Annotated in this window: 14 protein-coding genes and 1 tRNA gene; 9 read left to right on the top strand and 6 right to left on the bottom strand. The window is 30.9% G+C overall.

The genetic code is table 11. From position 1 onward, the window contains the following. Nucleotides 1-132 precede the first annotated feature (132 nt). The gene (locus GFJ99_RS12930; RefSeq protein WP_153209422.1) at nt 133-381 is read right to left on the bottom strand and encodes a hypothetical protein; all 249 of its coding nucleotides are present in this window, start codon (nt 379-381) and stop codon (nt 133-135) included. A 376-nt stretch (nt 382-757) separates the two neighbouring features. Beyond that, nucleotides 758-1,897 carry an acyl-CoA dehydrogenase gene (locus GFJ99_RS12925; protein WP_153209419.1) on the bottom strand — a complete coding sequence of 380 codons (1,140 nt, stop codon included), beginning with the start codon at nt 1,895-1,897 and terminating at the stop codon, nt 758-760. Nucleotides 1,898-1,993: 96 nt separating this feature from the next. On the opposite strand from GFJ99_RS12925, the gene GFJ99_RS12920 reads away from it, so the two are divergent. The 8 genes from GFJ99_RS12920 (at nt 1,994) to GFJ99_RS12885 (ending at nt 9,207) form a co-directional block, all read left to right on the top strand. Further along, a complete protein-coding gene (locus tag GFJ99_RS12920) occupies nt 1,994-3,055 on the top strand; it encodes an anhydro-N-acetylmuramic acid kinase (RefSeq protein WP_153209417.1) in 1,062 nt (353 codons plus the stop codon). A 90-nt stretch (nt 3,056-3,145) separates the two neighbouring features. Beyond that, nucleotides 3,146-4,372 (top strand): Glu/Leu/Phe/Val dehydrogenase dimerization domain-containing protein, encoded by a 1,227-nt coding sequence (locus tag GFJ99_RS12915; protein ID WP_153209416.1) that lies wholly within the window; start codon nt 3,146-3,148, stop codon nt 4,370-4,372. Between the two features lie 17 nt (nt 4,373-4,389). Then, a complete protein-coding gene (gene nhaD / locus GFJ99_RS12910) occupies nt 4,390-5,745 on the top strand; it encodes a sodium:proton antiporter NhaD (protein ID WP_153209414.1) in 1,356 nt (451 codons plus the stop codon). A 46-nt stretch (nt 5,746-5,791) separates the two neighbouring features. Next, the gene (locus GFJ99_RS12905; protein ID WP_008254609.1) at nt 5,792-6,496 is read left to right on the top strand and encodes a MotA/TolQ/ExbB proton channel family protein; all 705 of its coding nucleotides are present in this window, start codon (nt 5,792-5,794) and stop codon (nt 6,494-6,496) included. Next, a complete protein-coding gene (locus GFJ99_RS12900; protein ID WP_008254607.1) occupies nt 6,496-6,891 on the top strand; it encodes a biopolymer transporter ExbD in 396 nt (131 codons plus the stop codon). Before GFJ99_RS12905 ends, GFJ99_RS12900 begins: the two co-directional genes overlap by 1 nt. A gap of 5 nt (nt 6,892-6,896) precedes the next feature. Next, complete coding sequence (locus tag GFJ99_RS12895) at nt 6,897-7,703, top strand: energy transducer TonB (RefSeq protein WP_153209412.1); 807 nt, start codon at nt 6,897-6,899, stop codon at nt 7,701-7,703. Nucleotides 7,704-7,833: 130 nt separating this feature from the next. Further along, nucleotides 7,834-9,048, top strand: coding sequence for a folylpolyglutamate synthase/dihydrofolate synthase family protein (locus GFJ99_RS12890; RefSeq protein WP_153209411.1), 1,215 nt, complete (start codon nt 7,834-7,836; stop codon nt 9,046-9,048). An 81-nt stretch (nt 9,049-9,129) separates the two neighbouring features. Further along, nucleotides 9,130-9,207: transfer RNA gene (locus tag GFJ99_RS12885), tRNA-Val, on the top strand. On the opposite strand, the gene GFJ99_RS13920 is transcribed toward GFJ99_RS12885, so the two are convergent. After that, complete coding sequence (locus GFJ99_RS13920; RefSeq protein WP_370454332.1) at nt 9,164-10,711, bottom strand: recombinase family protein; 1,548 nt, start codon at nt 10,709-10,711, stop codon at nt 9,164-9,166. The genes GFJ99_RS12885 and GFJ99_RS13920 overlap by 44 nt on opposite strands. Nucleotides 10,712-10,933: 222 nt before the next feature. Next, nucleotides 10,934-11,881: a hypothetical protein gene (locus GFJ99_RS12875; protein ID WP_153209409.1), complete on the bottom strand. Its 948-nt coding sequence runs from the start codon at nt 11,879-11,881 to the stop codon at nt 10,934-10,936. A 105-nt stretch (nt 11,882-11,986) separates the two neighbouring features. On the opposite strand from GFJ99_RS12875, the gene GFJ99_RS12870 reads away from it, so the two are divergent. Continuing rightward, entirely contained in the window at nt 11,987-12,358 is a 372-nt protein-coding gene (locus GFJ99_RS12870; RefSeq protein ID WP_153209407.1) for a hypothetical protein, read from the top strand. A gap of 600 nt (nt 12,359-12,958) precedes the next feature. Here the strand turns inward: GFJ99_RS12870 and GFJ99_RS12865 are convergent. Continuing rightward, on the bottom strand, nt 12,959-13,846 hold the full coding sequence (locus GFJ99_RS12865) for a type IX secretion system membrane protein PorP/SprF (RefSeq protein WP_153209405.1): 888 nt from the start codon (nt 13,844-13,846) through the stop codon (nt 12,959-12,961). A gap of 33 nt (nt 13,847-13,879) precedes the next feature. Further along, nucleotides 13,880-15,261, bottom strand: a 1,382-nt coding sequence (locus tag GFJ99_RS12860) for a gliding motility-associated C-terminal domain-containing protein (RefSeq protein WP_153209403.1), incomplete at its 5' end; no start/stop codon positions are given.

The following is a 15,261-nucleotide window of genomic DNA, read 5'->3' as shown; positions in this document are numbered from 1 at the left end:
ATTGTTTTTACTATTAAAAAAAACGGCATTTCTGAATCATATAGCAATGCCGTTTATCTTTTTGCGCACTAGTTAACTAATCCTATTTTAATGTAGGATTTTTGAGTGGTTATAATGATAATTATATCAAACTTATTTTCTAAAGAGTGCAGTTAGTGCAAAAAGAAAAAATAAAGCACCAATAAATATTAAGGCATAAGACCTATAGTATGATAATATTTTGAATCCATCTTTGTAATAATCTAAATTACTATCTCTTTTAACACCATATTCGGGTTTGTAATTTTCTTCTTTATATTTTCTAACATAATATATACCAATTGATAATGATATTATACTAATAGAAATACAGATAATGAAATTTTCTAAATTTTTCTCCATTTTAAAAATAATTAATTTTGGGTCGTTTTATTACTAGAACTAGTAGATTTATAACTTAGTCTATAAATATAAATTTTATAAGCACTTGTAACTGTCTACTATATTTTACTAACAATTTAATTATCAATTTTTTACCCAATTCACAAGCGAATCCTTTTGCGTGTTTTGTGAATTTTAATCAATTTATAAATTATTTTCCAATAAATATTTAACTGAAATCCAAGTCTGCGTTAGGGATAGCAGCATTTGTTTGAGCTCTTACTTAAAATATCTAAGGGTTATAAGTAAAGCGAGTGTGGAAAGCCCGACACTTTTGGGAACGCCATAAAAAATCCGACTCTTGTGAAGTCGGATTTCTATATTAATTTAGGTGTGATTATTTTACTAAACCTCTCGAAATTACAATTCTTTGTATTTCTGAAGTACCTTCGTAAATCTGTGTAATTTTAGAATCACGCATCATACGTTCTACGTGGTATTCACTTACATAACCATTTCCACCGTGAATTTGTACAGCTTCATTTGCTACTTCTAATGCAATTTCTGAAGCGTATAGTTTTGCCATCGCACCAGAATGTGCAATATCTTGACCATTATCTTTTTCAGTTGCTGCTTTGTGTATTAACAATCTAGCACATGTAATTTTAACATGCATATCGGCTAATTTGAAAGCAATGGCTTGGTGATTGAAAATTGGTTTTCCAAAAGCTACACGATCTTGAGAGTATTTTAGCGCTAATTCATATGCACCTTGTGCAATTCCTAAAGCTTGTGATGCAATTCCAATTCTACCTCCGTTTAATGTTGACATCGCGAAAGCAAATCCGAAACCGTCTTCACCAATTCTATTTTCTTTTGGAACTTTTACATCATTAAATAATAAGGTATGTGTATCAGAACCACGGATTCCCATTTTCTTTTCTTTTGGACCTACTTCAAAACCTGGCATCCCTTTTTCTACAATTAGAACGTTAATTCCTTTGTGTCCTTTTGAAGCATCAGTTTGTGCAATTACTAAATAAGTAGATGCTGTTCCGCCATTCGTAATCCAGTTTTTTGTTCCATTTACTAAATAATGGTCGCCCATATCAATAGCAGTAGTTCTTTGTGAAGTGGCATCTGAACCTGCTTCTGGTTCTGATAAACAGAAAGCTCCAATTACATCTCCTTTAGCTAATGGAGTTAAATATTTTACTTTTTGTTCTTCTGAACCATATTTTTCTAAACCAGCACAAACTAATGAGTTGTTTACAGACATAATTACTGCAGCAGAAGCATCTATTTTAGCAATTTCTTCCATTGCCAAAACATAAGATAAGCTATCTAAACCAGCTCCGCCGTATTTTGGATCTACCATCATACCCATGAAACCAAGTTCGGCCATCATTTTTACTTGTTCGGTTGGAAATTTTGAATGTTCGTCTCTTTCAATAACTCCAGGTAATAATTCTGTTTGAGCAAAATCTCTAGCAGCTTGCTGAATCATTAATTGTTCTTCGGTTAATTTAAAATCCATATTATTTAGGTGTAATGTTTGATAATTTTTTAAATTCAAGTACCAAATGTAAATATTTATTACCAAATTTTCAATAACAATTTGTAATTTTAACCCATGTTTAAAGAAAACTACAACGTTATAGGTGTTATGTCTGGTACATCGTTAGATGGAGTCGATTTAGCTTACATAAAATTCAATAATTCAAATCGTTGGACTTTCGAAATTTTCCAATCCGAAACGATTTCTTATTCGGAAGAATGGCTTATCAAATTAAAAAATGCGATTCATTTCAATCCCTCTGAATTAGAAGAATTGAATGTTGCTTACACAAAACTTTTAGCTTCTATTATTAATGATTTTATTTCTAAAAATAATCTAACAAAAATTGATGCCGTTTGCAGTCATGGTCATACGATACTTCATCAACCTCAAAACGGATTTACACTTCAAATTGGAAATCTTCCAATGATTCGTGATTTGGTTAATCATACTATTGTTTGCGATTTTAGAGTGCAAGATGTACAATTAGGAGGTCAAGGCGCGCCATTGGTTCCAATTGGAGATGAGTTGCTTTTTTCGGAATATGATTATTGTTTAAATTTAGGCGGATTTTCGAATGTGTCTTTTAATGAAAATGGAAAACGTATTGCTTTTGATATTTCGCCTGTAAATACTGTTTTGAATTTTTACGCAAATGAATTGGGATTTGCATATGATGATGCCGGGAGTATAGCAAAGTCAGGAAATGTGAATAAGGATTTATTGAAACAATTAAACGGATTAGAGTTTTATGCTTTACCCTATCCAAAATCACTCGGAATGGAATTTGTTAATGCTGAAATTTTTCCATTAATGCATTCTTTCCAAATCGATGTAAAAGATAAACTTCGAACTTTTGTGGAACACATTGCTGTTCAAGTTGCTAAAATTTGTTGTAAATCAGAAGCTAGTTTATTTATAACAGGAGGAGGGGCTTATAATCGGTTTTTGACAGATAGATTAAGTAACTATTTGCCCACAACTAACATTGTAATTCCAGATGATAAAACGATTCAATTTAAAGAAGCGCTTATTTTTGGATTTCTAGGTGTATTGCGATTGCGAAATGAAATTAATGTTTTGTCTTCTGTAACAGGTGCAAAAGAAAATCACTCTTCAGGAGTTGTCTTTATTTAAATGTTATAAAAAACTAAAAAATGTAGTTTTAGCTTCCGAGCTAAAACAGAATATGTATATTTGTAAAACCAAAAAAATTTAACCAACACAATGAAAGATTTATTACAAAAATTTGAAAACAAAGAGCCAGAAATAGTATTTAATTGGAAAGATCCAGAAACTGATGCAGAAGGATGGACAGTGATTAATTCATTAAGAGGAGGCGCTGCTGGTGGAGGAACTCGTATGCGTAAAGGATTAGATATGAATGAAGTACTTTCGTTAGCTAAAACTATGGAAGTTAAATTTTCTGTTTCAGGTCCGGCTATTGGTGGAGCTAAATCAGGAATCAATTTTGATCCAAATGACCCAAGAAAAAAAGGAGTTTTAGAAAGATGGTATAAAGCTGTTTCTCCATTATTAAAAAATTATTACGGAACTGGTGGTGATTTAAATGTAGATGAAATTCACGAAGTTATTCCGATGACAGAAGATTGTGGTGTTTGGCATCCGCAAGAAGGTGTTTTTAATGGTCATTTTAGACCAACAGAAGCAGATAAAATTAATAGAATAGGACAATTACGTCAAGGTGTCATTAAGGTTATTGAAAATCCAAATTTCTCTCCAGATGTAAATAGAAAGTATACAGTTGCTGACATGATTACTGGTTATGGAGTGGCTGAAGCTGTTCGTCATTATTATGATATTTACGGAGGAAGTGTTGTAGGAAAGAAAGCAATTGTACAAGGTTTCGGAAATGTAGGATCTGCAGCAGCTTTTTATTTAGCGCAAATGGGAGCTAAAGTTGTGGGAATTATAGATAGAGACGGAGGTTTAATTAATGAAAATGGATTTTCATTTGAAGAAATTAAAGAGTTGTTTTTAAACAAAGATGGAAACAAATTGATAGCCAATAACATGATTCCTTTTGCGGAAATTAATGATAAAATTTGGTCTATGGGTGCTCAAGTATTTGCTCCTTGTGCTGCTTCTAGATTAGTAACTAAAGATCAAATAGACAGTATGATTTCTTCTGGTTTAGAAGTAATTTCTAGTGGTGCAAATGTACCTTTTGCTGATACGGCTATTTTCTTTGGACCAATTATGGAAGAAACAGATAAAAAAGTAAGTTTAATTCCTGACTTTATTGCTAATTGTGGAATGGCAAGAGTTTTTGCTTATTTTATGGAGAAAAAAGTGCAAATGACTGACGAAGCTATTTTCTCAGACACTTCAAACACAATTAAAACTGCAATTCAAAAAGCCCACGCATTAAATTCGGATAAAAAGAATATTAGTGCTACTGCATTTGAAATTGCTTTAAAACAACTTGTTTAATTAAAATAAATTTTTAGATGGAAATCTTATTGGTTGTAATATTTGTTCTTGGTTATTTAGGTATAGCTATGGAACATTCTCTTAAAATAGATAAATTAATTCCTGCATTAGCAATGATGGCTATTTTATGGGCATTAATTGCTGTTAATCACCTAGATGTTTTTGAAATTATACCTGGTATAGGTAAAGAAAGTCATCATGTTGAGGGTGTTTTGCTTCATCATTTAGGTAAAACTGCAGAAATTTTATTCTTTTTAATGGGAGCTATGACCATTGTAGAGATCATAGATTATTTCGATGGATTTTCAACAATTAAATCATTTATTAGAACAAAAAGTAAAGTTAGATTGCTATGGTTGTTTTCAACTTTAGCCTTTGTTTTATCTGCAATTATAGATAATTTAACAGCTACTATAGTTTTAATTACAATTTTACAGAAAATAGTTAGTGATAAAGAAACTAGACTTTGGTTTGCTGGTTTAATAGTAATTGCCGCAAATGCAGGAGGAGCTTGGTCTCCTATTGGAGATGTAACTACAACAATGTTGTGGATAGCAAATAAGGTTTCAGCAAATCAATTAATTATTCATGTATTATTACCTTCTATTGTTTGTTATGCTTTGCCAACTTTAATTGCTTCAAGATTATCTATTTTTAAAGGAAATATTGAGGAAATTATTGTTGAAGATAATGTGAACACAAATAGTGCCCTTATGTTTTATCTTGGGTTAGGTGGTATATTATTTGTACCTCTTTTTAAAACGTTAACTCATTTACCTCCTTATGTAGGAATGATGCTGTCATTAGCTGTTGTTGCTGCTGTTGCGGAGTTTTTAAGCAATAGAAGATTTAAGGTAGGTAAAGCTATGGGCGATCATGATGGAAGTCATCATAGTCCTTTACATAAATCATTGTCTAAAATAGAAATGCCAAGTTTGCTTTTCTTTTTAGGAATTTTAATGGCTGTTGCAGCTTTAGAATCATTAGGAATGTTGTATGATTTTGCAGGCTCTCTTGAAGCAAATATACCTTATTTGGGTACAGAACATGCATCAACAAAAATTTCCGATTTGGTTGTTTTATTGTTAGGTGCTGGATCTGCAATTATTGATAATGTGCCATTAGTTGCAGCTAGTATTGGAATGTTTCAAATTGGTATGGATGAGCCAGCATGGCATTTTATTGCATATGCTGCCGGTACCGGTGGAAGTATTTTAATTATTGGTTCTGCAGCTGGTGTTGTTGCAATGGGTATGGAAAAAATTGATTTCTTTTGGTATCTTAAAAAAATAGGCGGACTAGCATTAATAGGATTTTTAGCCGGTAGTGCCGTTTTTGTAATATTAAGAGATTTTCTTTTAAATTCTCACTAAGCAATATTTAAGATTTATATACGTTTTTAATATAAAATAACAATTTATGAGTTTATTTCTTCAAGCTGATAGTTTAGCTGTGGCTAGTCAAGTTGCTGCAGATGCACAGCCAACCGAACAAACATTATCTATTTGGAGTCTGTTAACCAGTGGGGGTATTGGCGGACAGGTAATAATGATTGTTTTATTTACATTGCTTTTTGCAGCGCTTTTTTTATATTTTGAGCGACTTATGGCAATAAATAAAGCTTCTAAAATTGATGCTAGTTTTATGAATAATATTAAAATTAATATTATGGCAGGAAAAATAGATGGCGCAAAAATGTTGTGTGCTCAAACTAATTCTCCTGTAGCGAGACTAATTGAAAAAGGAATTTCACGTATTGGAAAACCTTTAGAAGATATCAATACAGCTATTGAAAATGCAGGAAACTTAGAACTATATAAGTTAGAAAAAAACACCAGCATGTTAGCTACAATTTCTGGAGCGGGTCCAATGGTTGGTTTCTTAGGAACTGTTCTTGGTATGATTCTTGCTTTTCATAAAATGGCAAGTGGTGGTGGACAAATTGAAGTTGGTGCTTTAGCCGAAGGAATTTACACTGCAATGACCACTACGGTTGTTGGTTTAGTTGTAGGTATTATTGCTTATGTAGGATATAATCACTTAGTGGTAAAAACGAATAAAGTGGTAAATCAAATGGAAGCTAATGCAGTTGATTTCTTAGATTTATTAAATGAACCAGTATAATGAAGTTAGGCAAAACAAGAAATAAAGTTTCAACAGAATTTAATATGTCGTCTATGACCGACATTGTTTTCTTGTTGTTGATATTTTTCATGCTAACTTCTACAATGGTAACTACTAATGCATTAGACTTAGTATTGCCAAAAGCAAAAGGAAAAACAGATAGTAACAAAAGCACATCGGTTAGTATTGATAAAGATTTGAATTTTTTTATTGATAAAGATAAAATCAATGAAGCTGATTTAGAAAATCAGTTGATGGCTATAATGGCGAATTCAGAAAATAAAGCTATTGTTTTAAGAGCTGAAAAATCAGTACCACATGAAAAAGTGGTAAAGGTTATGGAAATTGCCTATAGAAATCAAATTAAAATGGTTATTGCAGTTAATCCTAAATAGTTTAAATGAAATTTTTAGAAACACCAGAAGAAAAAAAGTCATTCACAGTAACTTCAGTTATTTTTGTGATACTTTTTCTGTTGTTTACAATTTTTGGATTAACCTATATGGATCCTCCGCCTGAAAACGGAATTGCTGTTAATTTTGGAACTACCGATACAGGTAGTGGAGAAATACAACCAACTGAGCCTGTTCAAATGTCTCCAGATCAAGTAAAGGCTGAGCCAACTCCTGTGGAAGAAGATGATGTTTTAACTCAAGATGAAGAAGCTCCTGTTACTTTACCTAAAAAAGAGGTTAAAAAACCAGTAGTAAAACCTTCGGAACCTAAACCTGTAACCAAACCAACTGATACTAAGCCGGTGAAGCCTAATAATAGTGCCTTAAATAGTATTATTAAAGGTACAAAACAAGACGGAACCAGTCAATCAGGTCATGGTGACGACGACCAAGGTGGTGATAAAGGGAATCCTAATGGAAGTTTATATGCCAATAGTTTTTATGGTAATGGTTCTGGTGATGGAAATGGAGCAGGAAATGGAACGGGTTGGGGATTGGCTGGTAGAAAATTATCTGGAAATAGTAAAAAAATTCAAGATTGTAATGAATCGGGTAAGGTTGTTGTTAAGATTTGGGTAAACAAGCAAGGAAATGTTATCCGTGCTGAAAGAGCTCAAGGAACAACCAATACGAATCCATGTTTGGTTAACCCTGCAATTGCCACTGCTAAAACCTTTAAATGGCAGCCTGATGATAAGGCGCCTGATACACAAATAGGTTTTGTGGTAGTTAATTTTCAAGTAGGAGAATAATCAAGAAATCCTAAAGTTAACTCTTTAACCCCGATAGAAATGAAAATCCAATGCGCTAGCATTGATTGTAATGGATAGCGGGATAATGGACAACAAGAAATCCTAAACCATTCGTTTCAAATAATTAAAAATGACTTACAAAGAAACTACAGATTGGATGTTTCAGCAATTGCCAATGTTTCAAATGCAAGGCGCTTTGGCTTATAAAAAAGATTTGACCAATACTTTATTGTTAGTTGATTATTTAAATCATCCAGAAACTAAATTTAAATCGATTCATGTAGCAGGTACAAATGGTAAAGGGTCAACTTCCTCTATGTTGGCATCTATTCTTCAAGAAGCAGGTTATAAAGTTGGGTTGTATACATCACCACATTTAAAAGATTTTCGCGAGCGAATAAGAATCAATGGTGAAATGATTTCTGAAGATTTTGTGGTTGAATTTGTTTCAAATCATATTCGTTTTTTTGAGACTAATCAATTGAGTTTTTTTGAAATGACTGTTGGCTTAGCCTTTGATTATTTTGCAAAAGAGCAAGTTGATGTTGCTGTAATTGAAGTTGGAATGGGAGGTAGGTTAGACGCTACCAATATTATAAACCCTTTAGTGTCTGTTATTACAAACATTGGTTTAGATCATACGCAATTTTTAGGAACCACTTTAGCTAAAATTGCCGCAGAAAAAGCGGGTATTGTTAAATTTGAAGTGCCAGTTGTTATTGGAGAATATAATGAAGAAACTAAACCTGTTTTTTTAGATAAATCAAATTCAGGAAATGCAAGGATTTATTTTGCTCAGGATAATCCTAAAGTACTTTATGATTGCGCTTTATTAGGTGATTATCAAGAGCAGAATAAAAAAACGGTTCTTCAAACTATTCAATTATTGCAATCGCATTTTAATATTGAAGAAGCGCATATTCAATTAGGATTAAAAAATGTAGTTCAAAATTCTGGGCTGCTTGGTAGATGGCAAATTTTACAACAGCAACCTTTTATCGTTTGCGATACAGCACATAATAATCATGGATTAAAAATAGTATTAAATCAAATTCAGCAACATTCATTTGAAACGCTTCACATGGTTTTAGGAGTAGTAGATGATAAAGATTTAGATGCAATATTGCCATTATTTCCAAAAAATGCAAAGTATTATTTTTGTTCGCCAAATATTTCACGCGGATTGAATGCTCAAATTTTAAAAGAAAAGGCTTCTGCTTTTGATTTGATTGGAAATGTATTTAATTCTGTTTCAGAAGCTTATGATGCTGCCTTAAGTTTGGCTAAAGATTCGGATTTTATTTACATTGGCGGTAGTACATTTGTGGTTGCAGAAATCGTGTAATTTTATTTAAAAAGTCTTGCAATTATAAATATTCCTTGTATATTTGCACTCGCATTACGGTACTAGTAAAGCAACTTATTGGGGCGATTAGCTCAGCTGGTTCAGAGCACCTCGTTTACACCGAGGGGGTCGGGGGTTCGAACCCCTCATCGCCCACCATCCGGGACAAACTCAATTTTTTTGAATTTGTCCTTTTTTTTATACCTTGCGAAGCACTGTTAATACTCGCAATTTTCAAAAATAATGGGTTTATATCAGCGGTTCGAACTTTATTATTTTCAAATTGGAATTTTTTTGGAAATATCGAACCAATTATTTTTCTTTTTCCTTCAATATAGGATTCATGATATTGATTTTCAATTGTTTCAAGTTTTAAAATTGCTTTTTCGAAGTTTTCAAATACGATTTTTTTATCTTTTAAGTCAACTTCCTTAGATTTTAATTCTTCATGAATTTTAGTATATCTTTCTTTAGCTATTTTGTACTCTGATTTTTCAATATTACCTTCAATATATAAATCTTGTAATCGTATTATTTTTTCTTCAATATTTTTCACTTGCTCATAATGTTTTGGTCCAAGTTCTGATTTACCATGTTGCTTTGCAAGTGTTTCTTTAATCATTTCGATAAATAACTTTTGAACAGGCTTTTCTAATGTAATGGACTTTAAAAAATCACTAAACCACAAATCTACATCTTCAATGCGATATCTTTCGTTACAAGGACTTATACAGTGGTAATAAGTATAATGTTTCGATCTTCCTTTAGAAGTACTTGCAGTTAATGGTGTATTGCAAGAAGGACAATTTAAAAATCCTTTCAGTGGAAATTTTTCATTTATCTTTTTATGGGCTGTATGGTACTTTTTAGTTCTGTTGTTAATAACATCTTGTACCTTTTGAAAAAGAACTTTAGTGATTAATGGTTCATGAATACCTTCTACGACCATTTCTTCTTCCTCTTTATAACCTTTAATAAAAACACCTCCATAATACAAATGATTTCTAAAAATAGATGCTATGGCTGTCATACTACTTTTAAAACCTTTAGATTTTAATTTATTAAAAACTTCTTTTTGATTGTATAAACCCGTAGCCATTAATTCAAAACCTTCTTGAATATACTTAGCATCCTCATTAGGAACTAATAATGGTTTTTTATTTGCATCTATTCCATTAGAATATCCTTTAGGAGCATTACCAACATATCGACCTTCTTTAAATGCTCTTCTCATTCCTGAGATAACGTTTAAAGAACGACGCTGGTTTTCTACTTCTGGAATTGAAAGATAAACGGCCAACATTAATCCTTGTTCTGGAACTGTTAGGTCTAAAGGTTGTTCTATTGCATTTACTTGAATTGCTAACTGATTAAAAACACTTATCATTTGATACGACTCAGCAGTATTTCTAGAAAAACGGTCCCATTTGATAAAAATCATTTGGTGTACCTCTTTTTTGTTCTTTTTGCAATACTCCAATAATTTTTTAAATTCTGGTCGCTTGAATGTTTTGGCTGAAAAATCTTCTCTAAAAATATGCAAAACATTTAAATTGTTGTTTTGACAATAGGTCAATAACTTTTGTTCTTGGTCACGAAGCGAATAACCTCTACCTGCTTGTTCATCCGTTGAGACTCTTACATAAAGAATTACATTTTTCATTTTTTTTGGTCTTTAATACATTGCTAATCCATACTTCTGCAAATACATTTAATGTTTGTATTATTTCATTAATTTCATTGTCAGTGTATTTATTTACTTTTTCATTGTTTAAAATTTGTTTTGCTTTTTCAAATTCCATTGTACCTCTATGAGCCAAAAGAAGCAAGATGTACTTGTTTTTTGCTTTTAGGTTGTTTGGCGCTAAGGGCTACTTAGGGCTTGTTATTTTTTAAGAACTTCTTTCTTTGTATTGTTTAAAATTAAATGACTGTCATTTCTAAAAACAACCTCCATTTTCTCATATTGTTTTAATCCTAAAATTTTTCTTATTTCTTTAGCTTCTGCTTTTTTTACTTCTTTTTCAAAAGAAATATTTAAAGTAATATCGCCACTATTGTGTTTCGTAACTTTTATTTCTTTACAGTTATTATCATTTAATGCTTCGATAATCTTTCTTTCGTTTTTATTAAACAAATTATAATGAAAATTGTACTTATCAAAATCAGTGTTTTCAAACAACTTACCAACTAAAGGAACTAAAGGAATATTTATGTAGGTAGTATTAATCATAATATCTGAAATCCGTTCATTAGTTTTAATGTTACTTGTATTGGGAAAATCCATTTCGTTTTTAAAGAAAATAACCTCTACAAAATCATCCTCTTTTGTTATAATCATAGAAATAGCAACTTTTTGTACTAAAATTTGAAATAAAATATTTCCAATGTTTTTAAATAAGATTACGTTTTTTTCGTCAACAATAGAATCTATCATTTTAAATAAACTACCATCTACAAGAAGCTGTTTAATAACTTGATGATATTCTTCTGGCGTTTTTTGAAGTATAGAATTAACAAACTCGTTTTTTGTTAAAGTATCTATTTTTTCTTGATCAAATTCAAGGTTGGAATACAATACATCTTTTACTTGTCTTATGGTATTAAAATCAACATTAAATTTTTTTAGTTCTTTAACAATAGATAGCCACAAAGCATCAAAAACATTAAGTAAAACTCTTTCTCTTTTTTCATCGTCTTCTTTGTTTAATTTTTTTGTATTATAAAGAAGATTTTCTTTCTTCCAATTTGAGTAATTTCTTGAAGTAATATCCAGTAAGTTTAATGGTATTTTCTTCTCAAAAATTTTTGGATAAAATTCATATAATTCCATAGTTGTTTTTTTAAGTTTTACAAATGTATTAATAATAATTTAAATAACAATAATGTAATATAAAATATTATTAATACATTTGTAAAAAAACTAAAGAAGATGCCAATGAAAAAGCCAAAGAAGATTTGTAAAAACCTAGAATGTGAACAAGAGATACTTGAATATAAATCTTTGAAAAGAGAATATTGCAGTGACTATTGTAGAAGTCATTATGGTTATACAAGACGTTTAGAAGAAAACAAAGAATTTACAGCACATGCTAAAGGACTTTCTGAAAACTATAAACTATTAAAAATGCATAAAGATGCAGGTATTTTAGAAGAGTCGTTTTATAAATATGAAAAACTTGGATTTAATATAAATTTTCTGCCAAGTTTTAAAATTTACAATATAAAAGGATATAACAAACTAACCTATCAGATAAAGGACATTGTTTTTTCATTAGATAAAGAGAAGAAATTAATAGTAATTTACTAAATAAATTAAAATGAAAGAAATAAAACTAACTTCAATACAAAACATGTTACTACCAGATGAATTAGCCTATGAATTAGGCTAAATTCCAACACCAAAAGAAAAAGAGAAAAACAAAATTATAAGTTACTTGTTGTTAGGAGGTTTAGCAACGTTATCAATAGGTTTTGTTGTATACAATTTATACCAATATGAAAAAGAAAATAAAACTAAAAAATTAGTTTAAATTTATTTTTTTAAAAATCAGTGAAAATTGATATTTACTGATTTTTACTGATGCTAATTGATTTTAACTGATTTCAATGGTTTTCTCCATTAAATATGGATTTTTAGTCTATTTTTAATAATTTATTATTAAAAAAGATATAAATTATTGTTTAAAATAACACATATTAGTTTAAATGCATTTTATTAAAAAAAAATACTAAACTGATATTTTTTCAATTTAAATCCAAAAATTAATTTAAAAATATATTATAATTGCTTACTGACATTACGTAATGATTTTTTTTTCAAAAAATTGCAAAACCCGCCTCAAATTAAATTGAGACGGGTTTTATTTTTTTCTACAAATAATGAAAAAATTTTATAATATTAATCAATTTAAAGAGTAAATTTCAGATAAAATTCATTAGTATTATTGGCTCTTGCTAACAATTGTCTTTGCATCATGTATTCATATGCAAAACCTAATTGTAATCTTTTACTTATTGTAAATTTAACCATTCCGGCTAACGAATTATCAGTTCTATAGGTTACCCCAAGATCAAATTTTTCATTAAATATAGTTGTAGCTGTAAAATCAGTTGAAAAAGGTGCTCCATTTACATAACGTATCATTACAGACGGCAATAAGTCAATAGTTGGACTTACTTCAATATCATATCCTCCTGATAAATAATAATGTGCTCTATCTGTTGAAGCAGCTGCATAACCATCTTCATTTTTAGCTCGTTCTGTATCTAACATTTTTGGTGTAGATAAAGAAACATAATACTTATCATGTTTTAAATAGAATCCCATTCCAATATTAGGGTTAAACCTTGAGATAGGTTGTAAACTTGGATCTAATAATAAGTTATAGGTTTCTAACCCACTTGTATTAACTTGATAATTATTGCCACCAACTTTTAAACCCATGAATAAGTTTAACTTTTCTGTTAATTTAACATCATAAGCAAAGTCTACTGCAACAAATTGTTGTGTTTCAATAAATACTTTATCATGAACAAAAGATAGTCCTATTGAGAATTTTTTATTCCCTAAAGGTGTCATAAAAGAAACAGCTTGGGTTTCTGGTGCATCTTTTACACCAGTCCATTGTTTTCTAATAGTAGATTGAATACTTGTTTTTCCTTCAACTCCTACAAAGGCTGGATTGACTAAGTTTAAATGATTTCTGTAAAAAGTAATCATACTCTCTTGTTGTGCTAGTACACTACTGCTTATTAAAAGCAGTAGTACTAACATTATATTTTGATTTTTTTTCATTCTTAAAGTTATTTACTTATTGTAATATGATTATTATCTTGTGATATAGATCCATCCATCATGTTCAATTGTTCCATTACCGTCCAAGTCAATTTGGTAATAATAAGATGCTCCATCAGGTAACGATTCTGATTTACTTTTAAAATGTCCATCCCAATCATTTTGGTAGTTTCTAGCCTCAAACACTAAATCTCCCCAACGGTTGAAAACACGTATATAATTGTTTGGGTGGTTTTCAATATTGTAAATCATCCACGTATCATTTATACCATCACCATTTGGAGTAATTGCTTCTGCTACATTTATTTCAATTGTATCACAAACATCTCCTAAGCCGTCATTATCTCTATCTTCTTGATATGGGTTATAAGTTAATTGACAGTTATCATCCACATCATCAATTCCATCATTATCATCATCATCATCACATACATCTCCAAAACCATCATTATCATTATCTGCTTGATCAGGATTATAAGTTAAAGGACAATTATCATCAATGTCAATTACTCCATCATTATCATCATCATCATCACAATTATCTTTAATGCCATCATTATCATTATCTCCATCAGTAGATATTACCGTTACAATTGCAGTTTGTGTCGCAATATTTCCATAAATATCTGTTACCGTTAATGTCACTGTGTTAGCACCTAAGTTATCACAATTAAAGTTCTCGATATCTATTGTAATACTTGCAATTGTACAGTTATCCGTTGAACCATTGTCTATTTGAGAAGCAGTTATACTTGCTTCTCCAGAAGCATCTAAAGTAACCGTTAAAGGCTGGGTAATAACTGTTGGCAAAGTAGTATCTTGAACTGTTACTACTTGAGTAGCTGTTGCAGTATTTCCTAAACCATCTGTTACTGTCCATGTTACTGTTGTGTTTCCTATTGGAAAAGCTAATGGCGCATTGTTAGTCACACTTGCTACTGTACAGTTATCTGCAGTTATTGGTGTTCCTAAAGTAACCCCTGTAGCAGTACAACCTGAATTAGTTGTAGTGTTAATTGCTGCTGGTGCTGATATAGTAGGATTAGTAACATCCACTATTGTTCCAATTGTGAACGATTGAGTAGTTGTACATCCGTTTACATCTGTAACAGTAACAACATATATTCCGTCCATTAAGCCTGTTGCAGTAGCATTTGAACCACCTGAAGGAGCCCATGAATAAGTATATCCTGCTGTTCCTCCTGTTACACTAACAGTTGCTGAACCATCTGAAGAGCCTACACAAGAAACATCTGTTGTTGAACCAATCGATGCGATCAAAGCAGTAGGCTCTGTAATTGTAAAACTTTGTGTAGCTGTACAAGAATTCGCATCGGTAACAGTTACAATATAAGTACCTGCTGATAGTCCCGAAGCGGTTGCAGCAGTTCCACCAGGTGGAGCCCAAGAATAAG

Source organism: Flavobacterium sp. LMO6 (assembly GCF_009495795.1).
GTDB lineage: Bacteria > Bacteroidota > Bacteroidia > Flavobacteriales > Flavobacteriaceae > Flavobacterium.
Note: the sequence above shows the minus strand (reverse complement) of the source record. Positions and strands in the feature narration are given on the sequence as shown.

What these genes read in the sequence shown, in the direction of transcription:
- GFJ99_RS12930 (WP_153209422.1), bottom strand. Translation starts at nt 381, where the DNA reads ATGGAGAAAAATTTAGAAAATTTCATTATCTGTATTTCTATTAGTATA.
- GFJ99_RS12925 (WP_153209419.1), bottom strand. Translation starts at nt 1,897, where the DNA reads ATGGATTTTAAATTAACCGAAGAACAATTAATGATTCAGCAAGCTGCT.
- GFJ99_RS12920 (WP_153209417.1), top strand. Translation starts at nt 1,994, where the DNA reads ATGTTTAAAGAAAACTACAACGTTATAGGTGTTATGTCTGGTACATCG.
- GFJ99_RS12915 (WP_153209416.1), top strand. Translation starts at nt 3,146, where the DNA reads ATGAAAGATTTATTACAAAAATTTGAAAACAAAGAGCCAGAAATAGTA.
- nhaD (WP_153209414.1), top strand. Translation starts at nt 4,390, where the DNA reads ATGGAAATCTTATTGGTTGTAATATTTGTTCTTGGTTATTTAGGTATA.
- GFJ99_RS12905 (WP_008254609.1), top strand. Translation starts at nt 5,792, where the DNA reads ATGAGTTTATTTCTTCAAGCTGATAGTTTAGCTGTGGCTAGTCAAGTT.
- GFJ99_RS12900 (WP_008254607.1), top strand. Translation starts at nt 6,496, where the DNA reads ATGAAGTTAGGCAAAACAAGAAATAAAGTTTCAACAGAATTTAATATG.
- GFJ99_RS12895 (WP_153209412.1), top strand. Translation starts at nt 6,897, where the DNA reads ATGAAATTTTTAGAAACACCAGAAGAAAAAAAGTCATTCACAGTAACT.
- GFJ99_RS12890 (WP_153209411.1), top strand. Translation starts at nt 7,834, where the DNA reads ATGACTTACAAAGAAACTACAGATTGGATGTTTCAGCAATTGCCAATG.
- GFJ99_RS13920 (WP_370454332.1), bottom strand. Translation starts at nt 10,711, where the DNA reads ATGAAAAATGTAATTCTTTATGTAAGAGTCTCAACGGATGAACAAGCA.
- GFJ99_RS12875 (WP_153209409.1), bottom strand. Translation starts at nt 11,881, where the DNA reads ATGGAATTATATGAATTTTATCCAAAAATTTTTGAGAAGAAAATACCA.
- GFJ99_RS12870 (WP_153209407.1), top strand. Translation starts at nt 11,987, where the DNA reads ATGAAAAAGCCAAAGAAGATTTGTAAAAACCTAGAATGTGAACAAGAG.
- GFJ99_RS12865 (WP_153209405.1), bottom strand. Translation starts at nt 13,846, where the DNA reads ATGAAAAAAAATCAAAATATAATGTTAGTACTACTGCTTTTAATAAGC.